The sequence below is a fragment of the Streptomyces sp. NPDC008086 genome (assembly GCF_042957325.1).
Classification (GTDB): Bacteria; Actinomycetota; Actinomycetes; order Streptomycetales; family Streptomycetaceae; genus Streptomyces.
Genome location: NZ_JBIBIA010000001.1, coordinates 785916 through 806267 on the forward strand (window position 1 = coordinate 785916; position 20352 = coordinate 806267).

The 20352-nt window shown below is 72.1% G+C and carries 17 protein-coding genes and 2 pseudogenes; 9 read left to right on the forward strand and 10 right to left on the reverse strand.

The window, feature by feature from the left end:
* Window positions 1-154 precede the first annotated feature (154 nt).
* Window positions 155-811: a LysE family translocator gene (locus tag ACFZBP_RS03440; protein WP_383446696.1), complete on the forward strand. Its 657-nt coding sequence runs from the start codon at window positions 155-157 to the stop codon at window positions 809-811.
* Window positions 812-843: 32 nt separating this feature from the next.
* Here ACFZBP_RS03440 and ACFZBP_RS03445 read toward each other — a convergent pair whose 3' ends face one another.
* Window positions 844-1968: a DNA glycosylase AlkZ-like family protein gene (locus ACFZBP_RS03445; protein WP_391409584.1), complete on the reverse strand. Its 1125-nt coding sequence runs from the start codon at window positions 1966-1968 to the stop codon at window positions 844-846.
* A gap of 179 nt (window positions 1969-2147) precedes the next feature.
* Here ACFZBP_RS03445 and ACFZBP_RS03450 point away from each other — a divergent pair, with 179 nt between their 5' ends.
* Together ACFZBP_RS03450 and ACFZBP_RS03455 are read left to right on the forward strand one after the other, a co-directional pair.
* Window positions 2148-3308, forward strand: a complete 1161-nt coding sequence (locus ACFZBP_RS03450; RefSeq protein WP_391409585.1) for a CorA family divalent cation transporter — start codon at window positions 2148-2150, stop codon at window positions 3306-3308.
* Window positions 3309-3654: 346 nt separating this feature from the next.
* Window positions 3655-4425 carry an alpha/beta hydrolase gene (locus tag ACFZBP_RS03455; RefSeq protein WP_391409586.1) on the forward strand — a complete coding sequence of 257 codons (771 nt, stop codon included), beginning with the start codon at window positions 3655-3657 and terminating at the stop codon, window positions 4423-4425.
* A gap of 91 nt (window positions 4426-4516) precedes the next feature.
* Here ACFZBP_RS03455 and ACFZBP_RS03460 read toward each other — a convergent pair whose 3' ends face one another.
* Window positions 4517-4972 carry a VOC family protein gene (locus tag ACFZBP_RS03460; protein WP_391409587.1) on the reverse strand — a complete coding sequence of 152 codons (456 nt, stop codon included), beginning with the start codon at window positions 4970-4972 and terminating at the stop codon, window positions 4517-4519.
* Window positions 4973-5310: 338 nt separating this feature from the next.
* On the opposite strand from ACFZBP_RS03460, the gene ACFZBP_RS03465 reads away from it, so the two are divergent.
* Window positions 5311-6045 (forward strand): dienelactone hydrolase family protein, encoded by a 735-nt coding sequence (locus ACFZBP_RS03465; protein ID WP_391409588.1) that lies wholly within the window; start codon window positions 5311-5313, stop codon window positions 6043-6045.
* A gap of 69 nt (window positions 6046-6114) precedes the next feature.
* On the opposite strand, the gene ACFZBP_RS03470 is transcribed toward ACFZBP_RS03465, so the two are convergent.
* Window positions 6115-6876: a DUF1775 domain-containing protein gene (locus tag ACFZBP_RS03470; protein ID WP_391409589.1), complete on the reverse strand. Its 762-nt coding sequence runs from the start codon at window positions 6874-6876 to the stop codon at window positions 6115-6117.
* Between the two features lie 128 nt (window positions 6877-7004).
* Window positions 7005-7658, reverse strand: coding sequence for a hypothetical protein (locus ACFZBP_RS03475; protein WP_391409590.1), 654 nt, complete (start codon window positions 7656-7658; stop codon window positions 7005-7007).
* A gap of 204 nt (window positions 7659-7862) precedes the next feature.
* Here ACFZBP_RS03475 and ACFZBP_RS03480 point away from each other — a divergent pair, with 204 nt between their 5' ends.
* Entirely contained in the window at window positions 7863-8882 is a 1020-nt protein-coding gene (locus ACFZBP_RS03480) for an RNA polymerase subunit sigma-70 (RefSeq protein ID WP_391409591.1), read from the forward strand.
* Window positions 8883-9030: 148 nt separating this feature from the next.
* Here ACFZBP_RS03480 and ACFZBP_RS03485 read toward each other — a convergent pair whose 3' ends face one another.
* The 4 genes and pseudogenes from ACFZBP_RS03485 to ACFZBP_RS03500 all read right to left on the reverse strand — a co-directional run bounded on the left by ACFZBP_RS03485 (window position 9031) and on the right by ACFZBP_RS03500 (window position 12978).
* Entirely contained in the window at window positions 9031-10725 is a 1695-nt protein-coding gene (locus ACFZBP_RS03485) for a DapH/DapD/GlmU-related protein (protein ID WP_391409592.1), read from the reverse strand.
* A 231-nt stretch (window positions 10726-10956) separates the two neighbouring features.
* A complete protein-coding gene (locus ACFZBP_RS03490; RefSeq protein ID WP_391409593.1) occupies window positions 10957-11709 on the reverse strand; it encodes a phosphotransferase in 753 nt (250 codons plus the stop codon).
* Between the two features lie 53 nt (window positions 11710-11762).
* Window positions 11763-12389, reverse strand: a pseudogene (locus ACFZBP_RS03495) (FAD-binding oxidoreductase); the annotation flags it as partial.
* Between the two features lie 100 nt (window positions 12390-12489).
* The gene (locus tag ACFZBP_RS03500; RefSeq protein WP_391410340.1) at window positions 12490-12978 is read right to left on the reverse strand and encodes a flavin reductase; all 489 of its coding nucleotides are present in this window, start codon (window positions 12976-12978) and stop codon (window positions 12490-12492) included.
* A gap of 212 nt (window positions 12979-13190) precedes the next feature.
* Between ACFZBP_RS03500 and ACFZBP_RS03505 the strand changes: the two genes are divergently transcribed.
* Window positions 13191-16358, forward strand: a complete 3168-nt coding sequence (locus ACFZBP_RS03505) for a BTAD domain-containing putative transcriptional regulator (RefSeq protein WP_391409594.1) — start codon at window positions 13191-13193, stop codon at window positions 16356-16358.
* On the opposite strand, the gene ACFZBP_RS03510 is transcribed toward ACFZBP_RS03505, so the two are convergent.
* Together ACFZBP_RS03510 and ACFZBP_RS03515 are read right to left on the reverse strand one after the other, a co-directional pair.
* Window positions 16336-17151 (reverse strand): ABC transporter permease, encoded by an 816-nt coding sequence (locus ACFZBP_RS03510; protein WP_391409595.1) that lies wholly within the window; start codon window positions 17149-17151, stop codon window positions 16336-16338. The two genes, ACFZBP_RS03505 and ACFZBP_RS03510, sit on opposite strands and share 23 nt — an antisense overlap.
* Entirely contained in the window at window positions 17148-18125 is a 978-nt protein-coding gene (locus ACFZBP_RS03515; protein ID WP_391409596.1) for an ATP-binding cassette domain-containing protein, read from the reverse strand. The genes ACFZBP_RS03510 and ACFZBP_RS03515 overlap by 4 nt, the downstream gene beginning before the upstream one ends.
* 144 nt (window positions 18126-18269) lie before the next feature.
* Here ACFZBP_RS03515 and ACFZBP_RS03520 point away from each other — a divergent pair, with 144 nt between their 5' ends.
* From ACFZBP_RS03520 to ACFZBP_RS03530, 3 genes and pseudogenes are all read left to right on the forward strand, one after another.
* The gene (locus tag ACFZBP_RS03520) at window positions 18270-18404 is read left to right on the forward strand and encodes a hypothetical protein (RefSeq protein WP_391410392.1); all 135 of its coding nucleotides are present in this window, start codon (window positions 18270-18272) and stop codon (window positions 18402-18404) included.
* A gap of 100 nt (window positions 18405-18504) precedes the next feature.
* Entirely contained in the window at window positions 18505-19206 is a 702-nt protein-coding gene (locus ACFZBP_RS03525) for a LuxR C-terminal-related transcriptional regulator (protein ID WP_391410342.1), read from the forward strand.
* Between the two features lie 223 nt (window positions 19207-19429).
* Window positions 19430-20352, forward strand: a pseudogene (locus ACFZBP_RS03530) (hypothetical protein); the annotation flags it as partial.

The window sequence follows — 20352 nt, forward strand, 5'->3', positions numbered from 1 at the left end:
CACCGCCTAAATCTCGCCCCCCCCACCACCCGGGGGTTCACCCGGGGGGGGGGGGGGGCCCCCCCCCGCGCCCCCCCCAACGCCCCCTATCCATGTCCGCACGTCCCGGGTTTGAATGGCCGGAACCGTACGGCGGTGATGCGAGGTGACGGGCATGATGTCGGCCGATCGGCTGCTGGCCTTCGCGGCCATGTCGCTCCTGGTGGTCCTGATCCCGGGCCCCAGCGTGCTGTTCGTCATCGGACGGGCCCTGGCCCACGGCCGGCGCACGGCACTGGCGACGGCCGTCGGCAATGTCTTCGGTTCGTATCTGCTGGTCGTCGCGGTCGCGGTGGGCGTCGGCTCGCTGGTGGAGCAGTCCGCGGCGGTCTATCTCGGGGTCAAACTGGCGGGCGCCGCCTACCTCGTGTTCCTGGGCGTCCAGGCGTTCCGGCACCGCAAGGAGCTGCGCGTGTCGGCGGCGGAACCGTCCTCGGCACACCCGGCCCGCCCTGCGCACGGCGATCTGCGCACGGTCCTCGACGGCGCCCTGGTCGGCGTCACCAATCCCAAGGGCGTCGTGTTCTTCGCCGCCGTCCTCCCCCAGTTCGTGGACCAGTCCGCGGGCCAAGTCCCCCTGCAGATGCTGGTGCTGGGCCTGATCCCGATCACGATCGGCCTCGTCACGGACACCCTGTGGGGCCTGACCGCCTCCGCCACCCGCACCTGGTTCGCCCGCTCCGACCGCCGGCTGTCGCTGATCGGCGGCGCCGGTGGATTCACCATGATCGGGCTGGGCCTGACGGTGGCGGTGACGGGCCGGACGGACTGAGACGGTCGCGCGGGTGCACCGGCGCGTGCCCCCTAGGGGATGACGGTCCCGAACCGGACGTCGTACGCCTCCCGCGGGTGCAGCACCCGCAGCATCCGCTCCCCCTCCTCCGTCACCTCCGCCCGCTGCCGCCTGCTCAGCTCGGTGAACGGCTCGATGACGAGGGCGTCGCCGAGGATCCGCCACACGCCCGCGAGGAAGCCGTCGACGAGGAGCGGGCAGTAGAAGGTGTTGGCCTGCCAGGTGCGGCCATGGTTCGCGGGCGGGATCACACGGGCGCGGTCGGCGTGGGAGAGGAGCAGGTTGTCGAACTCGGGCAGGAAGCGGGGCGGGGCCGGGGTGTCCGGGTCGGGGCGCGGGGCGTCGGGGAGGTCGAAGAGCTCCACGCCGTTCTCGTCCCGGAAGGTGAGCAGCTGGGGGCGGAGCCGTTCGAAGGCGGCGCGCATCCGGGTCAGCCCTGACCAGGTCTGCATGTCCTTCACGGAGGCCGGTCCGAAGGCGGCCAGATAGCGCAGCACGGTGTCGTCCGGGGAGGCGGCCGGCTCGGCGGGGCGGCCCAGCCAGTGCTCGAGGGTGGTGAGGGTGACCTGGGCGCTGCGGCCCCACAGTCCGCGCGGGGTGACCTGGACGAGCGGGAGCGCGCAGCGGACGGCGATGGCCAGGGACTGCGGGTCCGCATCCGGCCACTCGGCGCCCAGGGCCTCGCGCAGCTGCTTCATGGTGCGGGGCCCGTCCTCGACGAGGTCGCGGGCGACGACGGCTAGCCGGTCCAGGTCGACGCCGACAAGGCCCTTGCGGAAGAGCTTCACCTCCCGGTCCCGGACGGGCTGGACCAGCGGGCGCAGGGTGAGGCTGTCGTCGGCGGTGTGCAGATGGATCGTCGAGCGCAGGGTGACGATGCGTACGGCCGCGCGGTCGGCCAGCGGCCCGGCGAGGTCCTCGGGCGTGAACCCGTCGAGGCGGGCGGCGAGCGCGTAGTACGGAGGTTTGACCTCCTGCGCCTGGAGGCCGACGAGGTGCTTCACGGCCGCCATGGCGGACAGCGGCGAGCGGCGCAGCAGGAGCTGCCGGTCCAGGGTGGCGCGGTTGAGGGCGCGGGTGGTGAGGACGGGGGCGGTCCGGGCCACCGCTTTCGCTGCCTTGGTCGACTTCGTCATGCGACGCACGTTAGTGAGACTTGCGGACAGTCACTGTCCTGAACTCTCACGGAATCCGCGGTCGCCCGCCCACGCCCAGGTCTTTCGCCCCGTATATCCTGCTCCGTGATCACCCACACGTACCCACAGCTACGCGCACACGTACACGTACTCGTCGTCTCGTCCGGGAGGCAGCCGCGATGTCCGAGCGACGCGCCCGCCCCGCCTCGAAGAACCCCATGAAGTCCGTCTGGCGCCGAGCCCTCACCCCGCCACAGCCCCCGAAGCCACCGGCCCCGGCACCGTCACCCTCCTCCACACCGACCGACTCCGCCGAGGTGGCGAGCGTCGTGGAGGCGGCGCTGTACCAGGACGGCGTCCGGGTCTCCTCCCCCGCCACCCTCGCCGAGACCTTCCGCGAGCTGCGCGACCAGCCGTCCGGCATGGCCTGGATCGGTCTGGCCCGCCCCACCGAGGCCGAACTCCTCTCCCTGGCCGCCGAGTTCGACCTGCACCCGCTCGCGGTCGAGGACGCGATGGAGGCCCACCAGCGGCCCAAGCTGGAGCGCTACGGCGACACCCTCTTCGTCGTCCTGCGGGCGGCCCGCTACCTGGACGCGCCCGAGGAGGTCGACTTCGGCGAACTCCACGTGTTCGTCGGCCCCGACTTCGTGATCACGGTCCGCCACGGTGCCGCCCCCGACCTCTCGGCGGTGCGCCGCCGCATGGAGGAGACTCCGGAGCTGCTCAAACTCGGCCCGGAGGCGGTGCTCTACGCGATACTGGACGCCGTGGTCGACGGCTATGTGCCGGTCGTGACGGGCGTCCAGAACGACATCGACGAGATCGAGACCGAGGTCTTCCGCGGCGATCCCGAGGTGTCCCGCCGTATCTACGAACTCTCCCAGGAAATGGTCGAGTTCCAACGCGCCACCCGCCCGCTCGTCGGCATGCTGCACGGCCTGATGGCCGGCTTCTCCAAGTACGGCACGGACGAGGAACTCCAGCGCTACCTCCGCGACGTCGCCGACCACGTCACCCACACCAGCGAACGCGTCGACGGCTTCCGCCAGGCCCTCACGGAAATCCTCACGGTCAACGCGACGCTGGTCACGCAGCAACAGAACGCGGAGATGCGGGCGTTGGCGGAGGCGGGGTTCGAGCAGAACGAGGAGATCAAGAAGATCTCCTCCTGGGCGGCCATCCTGTTCGCTCCGACGCTGGTCGGGACGATCTACGGCATGAACTTCACGCACATGCCGGAACTGCACTGGGTCTTCGGGTACCCCTTCGCGATCGCCCTGATGGGGGTCGTGTGTACCAGCCTGTACGTCATCTTCAAGCGACGGGACTGGCTCTGACCAGTCCAGATGCGCCCGCGAGATCCGCGAGGTCGACGTGCGGATCCAGCGTGCGAACCGCACAGCACATCACCCCGTGCAGATCCGAGGCGGCGAGGGCGGGTTCGGGGCTCCTGCTTCACGGGGGGCCGGCGTCCGTGACGCGGCGTCCCCAAGGCGGTGCGGCCCGCCGGAAAAAGCCGTTGGCGGAACCACGGCAGCCGCTGCTACGTTTCCGGTGGCCGTGCTGGAGAGCGAGGAGGTGGTACCCGTGAACGTATCGACATGGGTGCTCCCCTCCGGGGTCACGGTCGGGCGATAGGTCGTCCGGGAGCGCCGTTCAAGGGCCCTCCCGAAAGGCACGACCATGCGGTTCACTTCTGAACGGCGGCTCGACGACGCTGTCCTCGAGCGCGAATTCACCCTTGGCGAAATCCCCGGCATCCTGTGGACGCCCGGATCCGCGTCCCCGTCCGCACCGGTGCCGCTGATCCTGCTCAGCCCTCCTCCCATCGGGCTGCGCAGGACGTACCCCCGACTTCTGGGCCGAGCCCGGCACTCGGCGGCGTGCGGCTTCGCCACGGCCGGCATCGAGCTTCCCGGCAGGGGCGACCGGCCCCGCTGGCCCGCCGCCGAGCAGGCCCTCGCCGACCTGCGCCGGGCCGTGGAGGCCGGCGAGCCGGTCAGCGACGAGATCATCGACGCCGTCATCCTCCCCCTGGTCGACAAGGCGGTCCCGGAATGGCGGGCCGCTCTGGACGCCCTCCTGGCACTGCCCGAGATCGGCGGCCCGGTCGGGTACTCGGGAGGAGTGATCTCCATCGGGACCCGGCTGGCGGTCGTCGAGCCGCGCATCTCGGCCGCTGTTCTGTTCGCCGGGAGTTTCGTCCCTCGCGCCATGTTCGAGGAGGCCCGCCAGGTCACCATCCCTCTGCACGTCCTGCTGCAGTGGGACGACGAAGGCAACGACCGGCAGGCAGCCCTGGACCTGTTCGACGCCTTCGGCTCCAAGGAGAAGACGCTGCACGCCAATATGGGCGGGCACACCGGCGTCCCGCAGTTCGCGGGGGACGCCGCGGCCCAGTTCTTCACCCGACACCTGAAGGCCACGGCTCCGCCCCGACCGGGACAAGGCTGACCAGGCTCACCACCACAGGAAGCGCCGCAAGGTGACCGTGCCGGTCGCAGCCATGAACGAGTGGCTGCGACCGGCACCGTCGCAACGGTCCTCAGACGACGTCGAATTCGTTGCCCTCGGGGTCCTGCATGGCGGCGGCGTAGAACTCCGTGTCCGGCTCGTCCTTGATCCGCAGAACGCTGGCACCGGCCTTCACCAGCCGCTCCACCGTGGCGTTGACCCGCCGCGTGCGGACGTCCAGCGGCACGTCACGGCCCCCACCGACCTTCAGGTCGAAGTGCCACCGGTTCTTGGCCACCTTCGGCTCCGGAACCTGCTGGAACCACACCCTCGGTCCACGTCCCTCGGGATCGATGATCGACTCCGGTATGTCCCCGGCACCGGCCGGCAGTTCCTCCTCGGGCACCCCTATCGCCGCCCAGTAGGCACGCCAGGTGGCGTGCGCGCCCGGCGGGGGCTCCGGGACATACCCCAGGGCCTCGGCCCAGAAGGTCACCATGCGCTGCGGGTCGGAGCAGTCGATCGTGAGCTGCACTGTCGTCTCCATACTCGGAGCATCGCAGGCAGGTCTGACAGTCGGTGCTCGGTACCGGAGTCACGGGCAGCGCATTGACCGCGTTCAGCATCCGAGGTGTCGGCCGGGATCATTCGCGCGAACGGCGTTGTGGACTTGGGGTGCTGGCCTCGGCTTTGTTCGGTGGGCTAGGTTGCGGGCATGACTACCGGGACGGCACTTCGCCACACACGGATCGGTGACCCGGTGCTCTTCTGAGCGCCGTGCGGGCCTGTGCGAGCCCGCTGTTCGATCGAGGAACTGGCGCTGCCGCGCGGGCGCCGCCTCCGTCGTGTTGATCACAGGACACATCAACCACGACAGGAGAGTTCATGCCCACCAAGATGCTGCAGATCCCCACCGCGGACGGCCAGGCCGATGCCGTCGCCGCCTTCCCCGACGACGGCGAGCGGCACCCCGCGGTGTTGATGTACGCGGACGGCTTCGGCATCCGGCCGGTGCTGCGGGAGATGGCCCGCGAACTGGCCGGCCACGGTTACTACGTGCTCGTCCCCAACTTCTTCTACCGGCACGGCCCGGCACCGGTGATCGAACTTCCCGAGCACATCGGAGCGGAGGCCCGGACCGCCGTCATGGGTCGGCTGATGCCCTTGATCGAGGCGCACACCCCCGAACGGACCCTGCGCGACGCCGACGCCTACCTCAGGTTCCTCACCACCCAGCCCGAGGCCGGCGCCGGACCCGTCGCGGTGACCGGCTACTGCATAGGCGGTCTCCTCGCGGTGCGCACCGCCGTGGCCCACCCCGGCCAGGTGGCCGCCGTCGCCGGATTCCATGCCCCCGTGGGCGCCGCCGGGCCCGACAGCCTGCGCACCCTCACCGCCCAGGCCCACTTCGGCCACGCCGCGACCGACCTGACGCCCGAGGGCCTCGCCGAACTCAACCAGGCCCTGGACGCCGCAGGTGTCGACTACACCTCCGAGATCTACCCCGACACCGTCCACGGCTTCACCATGGCCGACACCGACGCTTTCAACCCCGCCGCACTGCGGCGTCACTGGGACCGCCTGCTCCCCCTCCTCGGCCGCGCTCTGCCCAACCGGTGAGGCTCCGGCCCGGAACCCGAACCTGGTCTGCGGGCAGCCGGGGCGAACTCCGGGGGACGCCCCGAGGCCTCAGGCAGCCCCGCCCCGGCGCTTCCTCAACCACCACGCGCCGCCGCCGAGCGCCACGACCGTCGCGCCGATGGCCAGAGGGACGGCGACGGGCATGCCGTCGTCGTCCTTCGAGTCGTCCGCCACCGGCTCCGCGGAGGAACCGTCAGCGGGGGAAGCGTCGGCGGCGGGGGCGTTCGAGGGCGTGCCGGACGGAGCGGCGGGGGGCGTGGAGGCCTCGCTGGGAGTGGGGCTCACCGACTTGGCACCGGGTGCGGCCGCCTTCAGCTCCAGTCGGGGCGCGGGGTGTCCATGCCCGTGTCCGTCGCCCTCGGCCTCCTCCTCCAGCTCGATCCAGCGGTCGACCTTGCCGTCGCTGTAGGACTGGAGCGTCTTGAAGACCGCCTCCTTCGCGTCGGGCAACTGCCGTACGCTCACGACGTACTTGACGTCCTCGCCCACGGCCAGCTTCGGTCCGGACACGGTGTAGCCACGGCTCGTGACAGCGAACTCCCAGCCCTTGGGGCCCTCCACGTAGGTGATGTCCTGCGGGGTGATGCCCTCGGGAAGGATCACCTCCAGTCCGCTGATCCCTGCCGCGGCCGATTCGGACTCGGCGGAGAAGGTCAGTCTGACGTTCTGGTCGAGGGCACGAGCCCCCTCTGCCTCGACTTCCGCATGCGCCGCCGCCGGTCCCGCGGAGGCGAGGGCGACGGCGAGAGCGGCTGCCGAGAGGGCGCCGGAGAGGCGCAGACTGCGTACCAAGGTCAGGCGGCGATGCACGGGGTGCTCCCTCGTTTCGACGGGGTGTGAGGACGGGCGCGCGGGTGCGGGCGGCCGGTCGGGGCCCGAGGCCGCTGGGCGTCGGCGGTTCGGCGACTGTGTGCCTGGCCTCGGGAAACCGGCTGCCGTCAGGCGACAGCGGTTCCCGTGGGAGGGCCCCGAGAGGTGATCGCGTGGGTGAGGTCGAGGTGCCGCGGCCTGTGATCGGAACGGGCCCGTGAGGTGCTGACACGCGGTCGATGCGGGGGCGCGGGCGACCGGAGGGTCAGGCGCAGTGGCGCGCCGAGCCATCCGCCGAGAACGCGCAGGATGCGGAAGGCGGCGCGTTCACCGTGGGCGAGCCACAGTCCGCACAGCAGCGCGGCCAGCAGGTGGGCGGCGAGCATGCCGGTGGAGGACGCGCTGGTCGAGGAGATGCCGATCGAGGGCATGCCGGTCGAGGGCATGCCGCCCATACCGTGGTCCGGAGCGTGCATGGACCCCATGTGGGCCATCGACCCCACGGCGCCGGACGCCGCCGGGTGTACGACCGTCTGGGCTAGCGAGAACGACACGTGGAGTGCGGTCTGGGCGGCGACCACGGCGGAGCCGACCACAACCGGCCCCCGCTCCCCCGCCGCCGACAGCCAGGCCGCCCCGCCGGTCACCGCGGCCCCGGCGGCCATGGCCCACCAGGGCACCGTCGTCCCCGACATCATGACGTGGCCGAGGGCGGCGAGCAGCACGCAGACGGCCGCGAACACCGCGGCCCTGAGCGTGCGAGAACACCACCCAGCGGTCATGGCGCCTCATCCTCGTCCCGGTCTCAAGCCTCACGAGAGGGTACGGAAGGGCCCCTGGTCCCCGACTCAATCCGGTCATGTGATCCACCCCACAGCAGGGGTCACGCCGAAGCAGAAGTCGTTCCGACCGAGCCCGGTGATGAGTTTTCGCGCCCCCGCCCGTCACACGTACGACGGGGCACGACGAGGCGGAAGGATGACGTGATGAGTGCGGACACGCGGCTGGAGGAGCTGGACGTGAGCGGTCTGGGCGGGAGAGGGCTGGGCGAGGTCGACGAGTCGGCGTTCTCGGGGCTGGTGGAGCAGCACCGGCGGGACCTGCACGTGCACTGCTACCGGATGCTCGGGTCGTTCGAGGACGCCGAGGACGCCGTGCAGGAGACGTTCCTGCGTGCCTGGCGGCGGCGTGAGACCTTCGAGGGACGGTCCACGTTCCGGGCCTGGCTGTACCGGATCGCCACCAACGCCTGCCTGGACCTGCTCGCCAAGAGCCGCCCCGAGCCCGCGACCGGCGGCGAGGTGCTGTGGCTGCAGCCCTACCCGGACCGGCTGCTCGACGAGCTGCCCGCGGGCGACGCGGACGAGCCGGAGGCGGTCGCCGTGGCGCGGGAGACGATCGAGCTGGCGTACCTGGTCGCGGTCCAGCACCTCGCGCCGCGCCCACGGGCCGTACTGATCATGCGGGACGTGCTCGGCTGGCCGGCGAAGGATGTCGCGGAGTGCCTCGGGGACTCCGTCCACTCCGTGAACAGCGCGCTGCAGCGGGCCCGCGCCGGCATGCGGGAGCACCTGCCCGCCGAGCGGCAGGACTGGACCGGCGGCGAGCAGGACGCCGGGACGCGTGAGCTGGTGCGCCGCTATACGGACGCCAGCGTGGCCACCGACATCGACCGGCTCACCACACTCCTTCGGGACGACGTCCGCTGCTCGATGCCGCCCACGCCGGGCCTGCACGTCGGCCGCGACGCGGTGGTCCGCGACTGGGTCGAGAGCGGCTTCGTGGGCATGAAGGGCCTGCGCCCCGTCCTCACCGCCGTGAACCGGCAACCCGCCATCGCCTTCTACCTCTGGCGGAAGCCGGAGGGCGCGTACCTGCCGCTGACGATCGACGTGCTGCGCGTCACCGGCGGGGCGATCGCCGAGATCATCACGTTCCACGACGACCAGTTCCCGCGGCTCGGCCTGCCGGAGCGCCTGCCGGCGGACGGAACGGAGCAGACCTGAGGGCGTCAGGCCCGATCGTCGACGCGCCCCCGTGGCCGGATCGCCCTGCCGCAGAACCGCACGAGCCTCGGCGACCGCCGACTCCGCGCGATCGCCGGCTCCTGGGCGCGGCCCGCGGCTCTTCTGCCCCCGGCCCGGAAAGCTTCTGTCAACTCAGCCACGGGGCAAGGGCATTGCGGTCGGCGCCGGCCGGTTCCGGCCGGTGGACTCCGCGGGGGCGGTAGCCGAGTTCGTCGGACCGGCCCAGCAGGTCGGCCAGGTACCAGACGATGGCCAGCCACATCTCGGTGCCCTGCAGTCCGGGACGCGGGCCGGGGCCGACGGGGCCGGTGGCGAACCCGAAGCCCTCGCCGTCGTGCCAGGTGGGCAGGACGGCTGTGAGCTGTCGCTCGGCCCAGGCGTGGATGTCCGCCGAACGGTATCCGTCGCCTCCGGTGCCCGTGCCGAGTTGTCGGGAGCACAGCCACAGGGGGTGGGCGACGTCCAGTACGTTGCAGGCGTTCAGCCGGCCGGGCCCGAAGTGCCGGGCGTCGTGGGCATGGGCCAGCACGGTGTCCACGACCCGCTCCGGATGCGGGACCGGCATGCCGAACTGGGCGAACGAGCCGCGCGTGAGTCGGTAGTAGCCGTTGACGACCTGGAGTCGGCCGGCCTGTGCGGAAGGGCTCCCCCACATGCCGGTCCAGGGGTCGGCCCGGGTGAGCAGCCAGCCGAACAGCGCCTCCAGCGAGCCGGAGGCGGCGTCCTCGCCGCACCGCAGGTTCCAGTGGGCGGCCGTGGCCCAGGCATCGATCCAGGCGCCGGCGGTCCACGCGCCGTCGCGCCAGGGCAGGTCTTGCAGCCGTAGCAGGAGTTGACCGGGCGTCATGTCCCGTACACCGCGGACCGGGTGGGGGAACGACGCGTCCAGCAGGTCGAGGGCGTAGCCCACGGAGAGGATGTGGTACAGCGCGGCCCCGCTGCCGGTCAGGCCGTCGTCGGCCTCGTTCGGGAGCGGCTCGCCGAACTCCGGCACCAGACCGCTGACCGGGTCCTGTGCCGCGCTCAGCCGCTGGATGTGCTCCTCGGCGTCCCACTGCGGCGGGGCGCAGCCGAGCAGCAGGTCGGCGATCTCCACGGCGTCGCAGTGCGCGCGCATCGTGGGTGCCGCCCCGGGGCGGTCGACGTACCGGTCGCCGTCCCAGGAGCGGGCGAGGATGTCGGCGGCCTGGGCGCGGGCGGTGTCGGCGAAGCGGGTCAGGTCCATCCCGGCGTTCCCCGGGGTGCCTGCGGGGCGACCGCGCCGGTCGCGTATCGGCCGCGCGGGGTTCCCGGCGGCCACGGTCCAGGCGGGCAGGTCTCTGGTGACCACCGCGCCGGCGCCGACGACACAGTGGTCGCCGATGGTCACACCGTCCACGACGACCACGTTCGAGCCGATCCACACGTCGTCCCCCACCTTGATGCCCCGGCTGGTGAGGGGCTGCTGGAAGACCGGCCGGTCGGGGGCCATGGTGTGGTTGAAGCCGAGAATCGAGGTGTGCGCGCCGATCCGTACGCCGTCGCCCAGGGTGACCGTGCCCCGCACCGTGGTGAAGGGGTTCAGCGTGCAGTCCGTCCCGGTCGTCAACTCGCCGGTGACGTAGGCGTGCGCGGCGATGTACGAGTCGTCGCCGAGCCGCAGCCGGTCGGGAAACACGGCCGCGGAGTCGGCGACGTAGCACCGTTCGCCGAACTCGGTGTCGCCGCCGACCGCCTGCTGCCGCTCCCGCTGGGCCAGGCGCTGCGCCTGGGTCGCGTCCCCGGCGAAGAGCCACGGACAGTGATCGAAGTGCCGTACCGCCTGCCGCTCGTGGGGATCCATGCGAGGAACGTCAGACATCGGGAGACCTGCCTGGAAGTCGGGAGCGTTGCCTGGAAGCAGGACGCCGGGGCAGCTCGTCACACGGAACGTGGCGTCGGCGCGCCCTGTTGCCGTGGTGATCGGGTCGAGCCGCAGCCGGAAGGCGCGTTCGACATTTAGAACAATGTTCGTAAATTCGGCCAGACGCTATAGGGGTGCCAACCAGGTGTCAAGACAGCAGCGGACGCCTCCTCACATCCGGGATCTCAGCACGTCGACCTCACAGCCCGGCATGAACGGGTCGAAGCCGTGCTCGACCAGCCAGCGGACCACCAGCAGGCTGCGCAACGACCACCAGGCGCGGATGACGTCGAGGTCCGGGGCGACGTCGGTGCCGTAGCCGGCGAGGACGTGGCGGAGGTGTGGCTCGTGTCCGAGCGTGAAGGTGGCGAGGTCGAACAGGGCGTCGCCCTGGCCCGCTTCGGACCAGTCGATGATGCCCGTGATCTCGTCACCGTCGAGGAACACGTGGGCGATCTGGAGGTCGCCGTGTGTGAACGCCGGGGTCCACGGCCGGAGCGCGGCCTCGGCGACCCGGCGGTTGCGCCTGACCAGGTCGGCGGGGAGCACGCCGTTCGCCACGAGCCACGCGCACTCGCCGTCGAGTTCCGCCGCCAACTCGTCGACCGGTCTGCCGGCGCGGCCGCGTCGGGGCGGCAGCGGGGCGTCGTGCAACCGCCGGATTGCGGCGCCTGCCGCGGCCCACGCCGCCGGTGACGCGGCCGACGGCTCGCCGAGGCGGCCGAGCGTCGCCCCCGGGACCGCGGCGAGCGCGAGCACAGGTGGCCTGCGCCAGAGGATCTCCGGGGTCGGGACCGGCGCCAGCGCCATCGCCTCGACCTCGGCGTCGATACGCGCCTGATCGGCATCCACCTTCAGGAACACGTCACCGACGCGCAGGGTCGCCCGCTCGGAGTGGGCGACGACGACCTTGACCTCGTCCATGGGCGACCAGTATCCCGGCGGGCGGCGTCGAAGTCACCGCCGTGGCTCCGTCGTCACGCCCCTTCGTCCGTCCGAGCCGCCACGACTTTCCCCGGGTTGAAGATCCCTCGCGGATCCAGCGCGTCCTTGACGGCCCGATTGAGGGCGAGTACGGGCGGTCCGGCCTCGACGCTGAAGCCGTCGCGTTTGAGGAGGCCGACGCCGTGTTCGCCGGTCACCGTGCCGCCGAGTCGCAGGGGCGGGTGATCAGCAGGGGGTGGAGGTTGCCGTCGCCGGCATGGGCGATGTTGGCGATCAGGGTGTCGTGGCGGTACGCGGTCTCCTCGATGCGGGCGAGCATCTAGGGCACGCGGACCTGGGCACGCAGACGTCCTCGGTGAGGACCGGGCCGAGGCGTTCGAGCGCCGGGGAGGCCAGGCGCCGCGCCTCGAACAGCGCCTCGGCCTCGTAGGGGTCGGTCGAGCGCACCGCGTACGTCGCGCCGGCCCGTTCGAAGCAGGCCGGCGGGCGTCCGCCTCCAGTTCCCCGGCCGGGCCCGGGCTGTCGGCCCGGCCGAGCAGCAGCACCTCGGCCTCGGTGGACAGCCTCATGTGCTTCCACTCGTCGACGGCGGCCAGGCAGTGCCGGTCCACGCGTTCCAGCGCGGAGGGGATCAGACCCGCCTCGGCGACGGCGGCGACGGTGTGGGTCGGTGACGATACGGCCCGGTGGCAGGCCCTGGTCCAGTTGGGCGGTCAGCTCACGCCGCCACGCTTCGCTCCGCATGCCGTCGACGCCACGTCAGTCCACCGGGTGGCCCGGCTCGATCGTCCGGGCGTCGTCGAGGCGCAGCAGCGGGCCGTCGTACGTCTCGTCGGCGCCCCATTCGACCGGGTCGAGGACGAAGCCGATGTGGTCGCCGCCCCCGACGCGGGTGACGATCCGTCCGACGAACCAGGCCGGCGCGTCCCGCAGGACGACGGCCCCGCCGTGTCCCTCGCGCCAGCGGACGTGCCGGAACTTGTCCTCCCGGTCGCCGGTGCGGCCGCCGAACAGCTCGGCCAGGGCGTGCTGTTCACGGGCCAGCAGATGCACGGCCAGGACCTGCGCGGACCGGGCCACGCGGAAGGTGTGGTTGACCTCCGAGAGCCACACCACCCACCGCACCGGCCGGATGGAGCACTGCGAGGCGAACCCCACCAGACAACCGGCCCGTTCGCCGGCCGCCGTGGCCGTGACCACACACATGTCGGGGTTCACCCGCCGGAGGAACGCGTCCATCTCCGCCACCATGCCGAAGCCGCTCCCGTCGCTCGCCCGTAGCCTTCGCCCCTGCCCGTCACCCGTGACCCGCCTCTCGGCATCACCTCACCACGGAGTGCGGGACCGTGCCATCCAGCGGCTCCCCCGCAGGAGCGGGATCATTCCGCCCGGCGGGTCGGACGGTGACGTAGGCCCCTGGTGCCCGACGCGGCCGCGGTGGTGCTGGCTAACCTTCACGGGTGACGACCGAGTTGACCCTGCTGTCCCGAGTCGCCTGCCGTGGGCGGGAGATCACCGCGCCCCGGCTGCGCGGCCTGTTGGCCCTGCTCGCGGAGGACCCGCGCACCGGGTGCAGCACGGGCCGGCTGGTGGAGGGCCTGTGGCCGGAGGAGCAGCCGGAGCGGCCGGGCAAGGCGGTGCAGATCCTGGTGTCGCGGCTCAGGGCGCAGGTGGGTGCCGAACTGGTCGTCAGCACACCCACCGGGTACCGGCTGGCTCTGGACGAGGCGCAGGTGGACAGTTCCGCGCTGCTGCTGCACGAGGCGGCGAGCGCCGAGCGTGCCCGGGCGGGGGATCACGAGGGCTCGTTGGCGCGGGCCGAGGCGGGCCTCGCCCTGTGGGACGGCGGGGTGGGTGCCGGAGCGGGCGAGGATCTGCACGATCCGGTGGTGGCGCTGCGCACCGACCGGGCACGGGCGCAGCGGTCCCTGGCCCGCCTCCGCGCCCTCGCGCTGGCCCGGCTGGGGCGGCGGGAAGAGGCTGCCGCACCCCTGGCCGAGCTGGCGCGGGAGCTGCCGCGGGACGAGGAGGTGCTGGCGGAGCTGCTGCGCTGCGAGGCCGCCACCGCGGGCCGGGCCGCGGCACTGACCCGGTACGACGCCTACCGCCGCGGGCTGCGCGAGGAGCTCGGCACCGATCCGGGGCCCGGACTCAGGGCGGCGTACCAGGAGTTGCTGAGCGCGGAGGTGGCGCCGGTCCGGCACGGGGTGCCGCACGAGCCGAACCCGCTGCTCGGGCGGGACGCCGACGTCGGCGCCGTGGCGGGGCTGCTGCGGTCGGCCCGGGTGGTCACCGTCGTGGGGCCGGGCGGGCTTGGCAAGACCCGGCTCGTGCACGCGGTGAGCCGGGCGGCCGAGCAGCCCGTGGTGCACTTCGTGGCGTTGGCCGGTGTCACCGCCGACGACGACGTGGCCGGTGAGGTGGCGTCGGCGGTCGGCGCCGGGGAGGGGCGGCAGTTCGCCGGGGCCGGGGACGCGGAGAGCGGCATCCTCGCCGCGCTGGGCGCGGGGCCCACCCTGCTGGTGCTGGACAACTGCGAGCAGGTCGTGTCCGGTGCCGCCGCACTCGTGGGGACGCTGGTGTCGCGGTCGAAGGAGCTCAAGGTCCTGGCCACCAGCCGGGCTCCGCTCGGGCTGACCTCGGAGTCCGTGTACGCCCTGCCGGAACTGTCCCTGGCGACGTCCGTCGAGCTGTTCGCGCAGCGGGCGCGGGCGGCCCGGCCCGGGGTGGAGCTGCCCGAGGGCACGGTGGCCGAGATCTGCCGGCACCTGGACGGGCTGCCGCTCGCCGTGGAGCTCGCCGCGGCCCGGGTGCGGGCGCTGTCCGTGGCCGACATCTCCCGCCGGCTCCGGGACCGCTTCGCGCTGCTGCGCGGCGGCGCCCGTGACGCGCCCGAACGGCATCGGACGCTGCGGGCCGTGGTCGAGTGGAGCTGGAACCTGCTGGAGCCGGACGGCCAGGCGGCGCTGCGGGCGTTGTCGGTGTTCCCCGGCGGCTTCGGCGAGGCGGCGGCGGAGTACGTGCTCGGCGGGACCGCCGACGTACTGGCACTGCTGGAGCAGCTGGCCGACCAGTCCCTGATCAAGGTGGGCGAGGGTCCGGCCGGGGTGCGCTTCCACATGCTGGAGACGCTGCGGGAGTTCGGCGCCGCCCGACGCGCGGAGGCCGGCGAGGAGGAGGCGGTGACCGACCGGTTCCTGTGCTGGGCGCGGGACTTCGGCCGGGCGCACCACGACGTGCTGTTCGGCGACGATCCGCTGCCCTCCTGGAACCGTATCCGGGCCGAGCAGGACAACCTCGTCCTGGCCCTGCGGTACGCGCTGGCCCGCGCCGACGGCCCCACCACCGCGGCCCTCACCGCCGTACTGAGCGGCCTGTGGGCCACCGGCTCCAACTACGCCCGGCTCGCCGCTCTCGCCACCGAGACCGCCGGCCCGCTGTCCCGTTTCCGTCCCGGCGCGAAGGACACCGAGGACGTCGAGACGGCCCGCAGCGCGGCGACCACGTGCACGGCCAGCCTCTTCATGGGCCACGGCCCGCACGCCGTACGGCACCTCGTCACGCTGCGCCGGCTGCCGCCCGCGCCGCCGGACACCGTGGTGCGGGCGCTGGCCGTCGTGCTGTGCGCCGTCCCGGACATGCACCCGCCCCGCTACACACGGCTGACGGAACTCTGCGGCGCCGAGGAGCCGCTGCTGGCGGCGGTCGCGTCCTGTGTCGCCAGCTATGTGTGGGAGTCCGAGCAGGAGAGGGAGCGTGCCCTGGAGTGCGCACGCCGGATGCTGGACGCGCTGGGACCGCTCGGCAGTCCGGCCATGCGGCTGCTCAGCCACGGGCGGATCGGCGAGCTGTGCCTCAAGTCCGAGCGTGGTGCGGAGGCGTACGACCATCTGCGGTCCGCGCTCGACGTGCTCGGCGAGTTCAGCGAGTGGCTGGACCTGATCGGCGTCCGCTGGGGGCTCGTCCTGGCCTGCCTCCAACGCGGGGAGGTCGACGAGGCGGAGTACTGGCTGCGGCTCGCGGCGATGGGCCAGCAGCCGGAGGCCGCCGAGATCTCCAGTCCCGATCTGCTGGCCCGGGCGGAGATCGCACTGGCCCGGGGGCTGACCGAGGTCGGGCTCGGGCTGTGGCGCCAGGCGGTGGAGTGGGTACGGCAGAGCGGTCTGCTGTACGCCGACGATCCGTTCGCGGACTCCTGGATGCTGCAGATGCAGTCGGCCGCGCTGGCCGCGCACGCGCAGCACGGCAGGCTGGAGCCGGTGGCCGGGCTGGCCGAGCGGCTGCGCGGACGGCTGCTCGCGATGCTGTCCGGCGAGCCGGAAGGCGGGACCCCGGTGGAACTGCCGGTGTACGGCACCGTACTGCTGGCGCTCGGATTCGCCGGACTGGCCCGGGGCGACACGGCGGCCGTACGACTGGTGGCCCTGGCGGAACGGATGTCGGTGGTACGGGAGTTCCCCACCCTGTCCTCGGCCCGGTCCCGGCAGGCGGCCGAGAACGCCGACGGGGCGGCGTACGCCGACGCGAGGTCGAGGTACGCCGCCCTGGGACGGGAGGAGTTGCGGGCGGTGGCGCTGCGCGAGCTCGGAGCCGGTGAGCAGGCTCTCAACTCCCCGGCTCGTCGTTGAACCGCGCCTTGGACCAGAAGTAGCCCAGCAGGGTCAGGCCCAGGCACCAGCCGATGGTGAGCAGGGCGTTCTTCGCGCCGATCTCGCTGCCCATCAGCAGTCCGCGCAGGGTCTCGATGGCGGGCGAGAAGGGCTGGTACTCGGCGACCGGCTGGAACCAGCCCGGCATGGCCTCCACCGGCACGAACGCGCTGGACAGCAGCGGCAGCACCATCAGGGGCAGCGCGAGGTTGCTGGCGCCCTCGGGGTTGGGGCTGACCAGTCCCATGCCCACCGCGATCCAGATCAGCGCGACGCTGACCAGCGTCAGCAGTCCGGCCGCCGCGAGCCACTCCAGCGGTGTCGCGTCGGGCCGGAAGCCGATGGCCAGGCCGACGCCCAGCACCACCGCGAGCGCCATCAGCGTCTGGATCACACTGCCGAGGACATGGCCGATCAGCACGGAGGCGCGGGAGATCGCCATGGTGCGGAACCGGGCGATGATGCCCTCGGTCATGTCGGAGGCCACGGACACCGCGGTGCCGATCGCGGTTCCGCCGATGGTCATGAGCAGGATGCCGGGGACGATGTACGCGATGTACTCGCCGCGGTCCGCGGGGCCGCCGGTGATGCCTGCGCTCATCACGTTGCCGAAGATGTAGACGAAGAGCAGCAGCAGGATGACCGGGGTGAGCAGGAGGTTCAGGGTGAGGGAGGGGTAGCGGCGGGCGTGCAGGAGGTTGCGCCGCAGCATGGTGAGGTTGTCGCGCAGGGCGTGGCTTGCGGGGGATGCGGGGGTGGCGGGGGCGCTCATCGGACGGTCTCCTTCGTGGTGGCGGGCGCGGGGGCGGGGGCGGTGCTCGCGGTCAGGGCGAAGAACACGTCGTCCAGGTCGGGGGTGTGCACGGACAGCTCGTCGGCCTCGACGCCGGCCGAGTCGAGCCAGTCGAGGATGGAGCGCAGCTCGCGCTGGCTGCCGCCGCTCGGGATCTGGAGCGTGAGGGCGTCGTCGTCGCGGGTGGTCTCGCGCAGTGCGGTGGCCGCCCGTTCGTAGGCCACCGGGTCGGAGAAGCGGAGCCGCACATGGCCGCCCGGGACGAGCCGCTTGAGCTCCTCGGCGCTGCCCTGGGCGACGAGCCTGCCGCCGTCGAGCACCGCGATCCGGTCGGCGAGCTGGTCGGCCTCCTCCAGGTACTGCGTGGTGAGGAAGACGGTGACGCCGTCGGCGACCAACTCCCGGATGATCTGCCACATGTTGTGCCGGGAACGCGGGTCGAGACCGGTGGTCGGCTCGTCGAGGAAGATGATCCGGGGGCCGCCGACCAGGGTCATGGCGATGTCGAGTCGGCGCTTCATGCCCCCGGAGTAGGTGGAGGCGGGCTTCCTGGCGGCCGCGGTGAGGTCGAAGCGCTCCAGCAGTTCGGCGGTGACCTGCCGTCCCTCGCTCTTGGAGAGGTGGTGCAGGTCCGCCATGAGCAGCATGTTCTCCTCGCCGGTGATCAGCCCGTCCACGGCGGAGAACTGACCGGTGACCCCGATGGCGGCCCGCACCGCCTGGGCCTCGGCGCCGAGATCGTGCCCGGCGATCCGGGCCTGTCCCCCGTCGGCGGAGATCAGGGTGGACAGGATGTTGACCGCGGTGGTCTTGCCGGCGCCGTTCGGCCCGAGCAGGGAGAAGATCGTGCCCGCGGGTACCTGGATGTCGATGCCGTCCAGGACGGTCTTGTCCCCATAGGCCTTACGCAGCCCCGTGGCCGCGATCGCGAGTTCGTGGTCCGTCGTCGTCATGCCCCAGAGCGTGCGGCCCCGGCGGTTCAGAACGGTTTCAGGCCGCTTTCAGTCGCCCGGACCGACCGTACGGCGCTGAAACCCGCGGTCCTCACCGCACGGCCCCGGCAGCCGGAAGGCCGCTGGACCGGCCTCGGCACGACCGTGGCCTTCGGCCCGATCGGCCAGGGCGTCACCAGCACGGTCCTGCACGACATCAACGGCCCCGTCGGGCAGGCACAGCAGATGCTCACGGTGCGGCCGTCGGGGACTTCGGCGGGGGACGCCGGGGAGCGCTGAGGGACGACGGGCTCCGGGCATTCGCCTACCTCGGCCTTACAGGGGCTACGCTAGCGTGGTGAACGAAACCGTTTCGTTCTGCTCGCGGGAGATGACAGGCATGGTCTCCGTACTCGTGGTCAACGACCAGTCACTACAGCGCCTCGCCCTGCGCATGCTCCTGGACCCCGAGCCCGACCTGAGCGTCGTCGGGGAGGCGTCGAGCGGGCCCGAAGCGGTACGCGCGAGTGCCGCGCTGCGACCCGACGTCGTCCTGATGGGCAGTCAGCTCTCCGGCACGGACGACGACATCGTCACCGTCCGACGCCTCGCACGACCACGGCGGGGCCACCGGCATCTGGAACCGGCGGACGCGGACACGCACACGCCCCGCGTCCTGGTCCTCGCCCGCGCAGATCACGAGGGCTACGCCTACGCGGCCCTGCGCGCCGGTGCGGACGGGTTCCTGCTCGAAGACGCCGCACCCGACGAACTCGCCTCGGCCGTCCGCATCGTCGCCGCGGGTGACGCCGTCATCACTCCAGACCTGACCCGCGCGCTCATCGACACCGTCCGCGAACAGCGCATCAGCCGTCCCCTCCCTCGCGGATCCGACCTCGCCGCCCTCACCGGGCGCGAGCGCGACGTCCTCACGGCGGTCGCCTCCGGCTGGTCCAACGCCGAGATCGCCGAGCGGCTGTCCATCGCCCCGACCACCGTCAAGACGCACGTCAGCAACATCCTCGCCAAGATCGGCGCCCGCGCGCGTGTCCAGGCGGTGACGTTCGCGTACGAGTCGGGGCTCGTGCGGCCTGCCGCCTGACGGGGGCCGAGGTTGCGGGGCTGCGGGGCTGCGGGAATGCGGGGACTGCGGGGACTGCCGCTGCGGCCTACTCCCTCCCCGGCCAACTGGCCTCCTGCGCTACACCATCCGGTGGCTTATGACCGACGGAGCGTTATTCATATCAGCCGATTTCCTATTCATTCCACTGTCCGGCTCTTGGTGCTGACCAGCCGTCACGAGGCCCTGAACCAAGTCGAGGAGAGTGGAAACAATGACGACATCGCCTAGATGGCGATCAGTTCTGGCGCCAGCCGCCATGGCTGCCGCGCTCGCCGCAGCCGCGCTGGCGAGCACGGGCACCGCCCACGCCCAGGACGACACCACCCCGCACCCCCCGTACCCGGCCAAGCCCGCCCACCCGGCACACGGAAGCACGCCGACGTACCCGGAACACCCGGTCAAGCCCGAGTATCCGGTGCATCCGGTCAAGCCCGAGTATCCGGTGCACCCGGTCAAGCCGGAACACCCCGTGCATCCGGTCAAGCCGGACTATCCGGTGCACCCGGTCAAGCCGGAGCACCCGGTACACCCCGTCAAGCCCGAGTATCCGGTGCATCCGGTCAAGCCGGAACACCCGGTCAAGCCCGTCAAGCCGGAATACCCCACCAAGCCGGTCAAGCCCGCCTACCCGGAGAAGCCCGCTTACCCCGTCAAGCCGGTCAAGCCCGAATATCCGGTGAAGCCGGTCAAGCCGGCGTACCCGGAGAAGCCCGCGTATCCGGTGAAGCCGGTCAAGCCTGCCTATCCGGAGAAGCCCGCTTACCCCGTCAAGCCGGTCAAGCCCGAATATCCGGTGAAGCCGGTCAAGCCGGCGTACCCGGAGAAGCCCGCGTATCCGGTGAAGCCGGTCAAGCCTGCCTATCCGGAGAAGCCCGCTTACCCCGTCAAGCCCGTCAAGCCTGAGTACCCGGTGAAGCCGGTCAAGCCGGCGTACCCCGAGAAGCCCGCGTACCCGGTCAAGCCCGCCTACCCGGAGAAGCCTGCCTACCCGGTCAAGCCCGTCAAGCCTGCCTATCCGGAAAAGCCCGCCTACCCCGTCAAGCCCGTCAAGCCTGAGTACCCGGTGAAGCCGGTCAAGCCGGCGTACCCCGAGAAGCCCGCGTACCCGGTCAAGCCCGCCTACCC

Excerpts from the sequence above, each read along its gene's own strand:
- ACFZBP_RS03490 (WP_391409593.1), bottom strand. The coding sequence starts at position 11,709 with ATGGACGAGGTCAAGGTCGTCGTCGCCCACTCCGAGCGGGCGACCCTG.
- ACFZBP_RS03475 (WP_391409590.1), bottom strand. The coding sequence starts at position 7,658 with ATGACCGCTGGGTGGTGTTCTCGCACGCTCAGGGCCGCGGTGTTCGCG.
- ACFZBP_RS03460 (WP_391409587.1), bottom strand. The coding sequence starts at position 4,972 with ATGGAGACGACAGTGCAGCTCACGATCGACTGCTCCGACCCGCAGCGC.
- ACFZBP_RS03465 (WP_391409588.1), top strand. The coding sequence starts at position 5,311 with ATGCCCACCAAGATGCTGCAGATCCCCACCGCGGACGGCCAGGCCGAT.
- ACFZBP_RS03445 (WP_391409584.1), bottom strand. The coding sequence starts at position 1,968 with ATGACGAAGTCGACCAAGGCAGCGAAAGCGGTGGCCCGGACCGCCCCC.
- ACFZBP_RS03485 (WP_391409592.1), bottom strand. The coding sequence starts at position 10,725 with ATGGATCCCCACGAGCGGCAGGCGGTACGGCACTTCGATCACTGTCCG.
- ACFZBP_RS03450 (WP_391409585.1), top strand. The coding sequence starts at position 2,148 with ATGTCCGAGCGACGCGCCCGCCCCGCCTCGAAGAACCCCATGAAGTCC.
- ACFZBP_RS03440 (WP_383446696.1), top strand. The coding sequence starts at position 155 with ATGATGTCGGCCGATCGGCTGCTGGCCTTCGCGGCCATGTCGCTCCTG.
- ACFZBP_RS03455 (WP_391409586.1), top strand. The coding sequence starts at position 3,655 with ATGCGGTTCACTTCTGAACGGCGGCTCGACGACGCTGTCCTCGAGCGC.
- ACFZBP_RS03515 (WP_391409596.1), bottom strand. The coding sequence starts at position 18,125 with ATGACGACGACGGACCACGAACTCGCGATCGCGGCCACGGGGCTGCGT.
- ACFZBP_RS03510 (WP_391409595.1), bottom strand. The coding sequence starts at position 17,151 with ATGAGCGCCCCCGCCACCCCCGCATCCCCCGCAAGCCACGCCCTGCGC.
- ACFZBP_RS03525 (WP_391410342.1), top strand. The coding sequence starts at position 18,505 with ATGGTCTCCGTACTCGTGGTCAACGACCAGTCACTACAGCGCCTCGCC.
- ACFZBP_RS03480 (WP_391409591.1), top strand. The coding sequence starts at position 7,863 with ATGAGTGCGGACACGCGGCTGGAGGAGCTGGACGTGAGCGGTCTGGGC.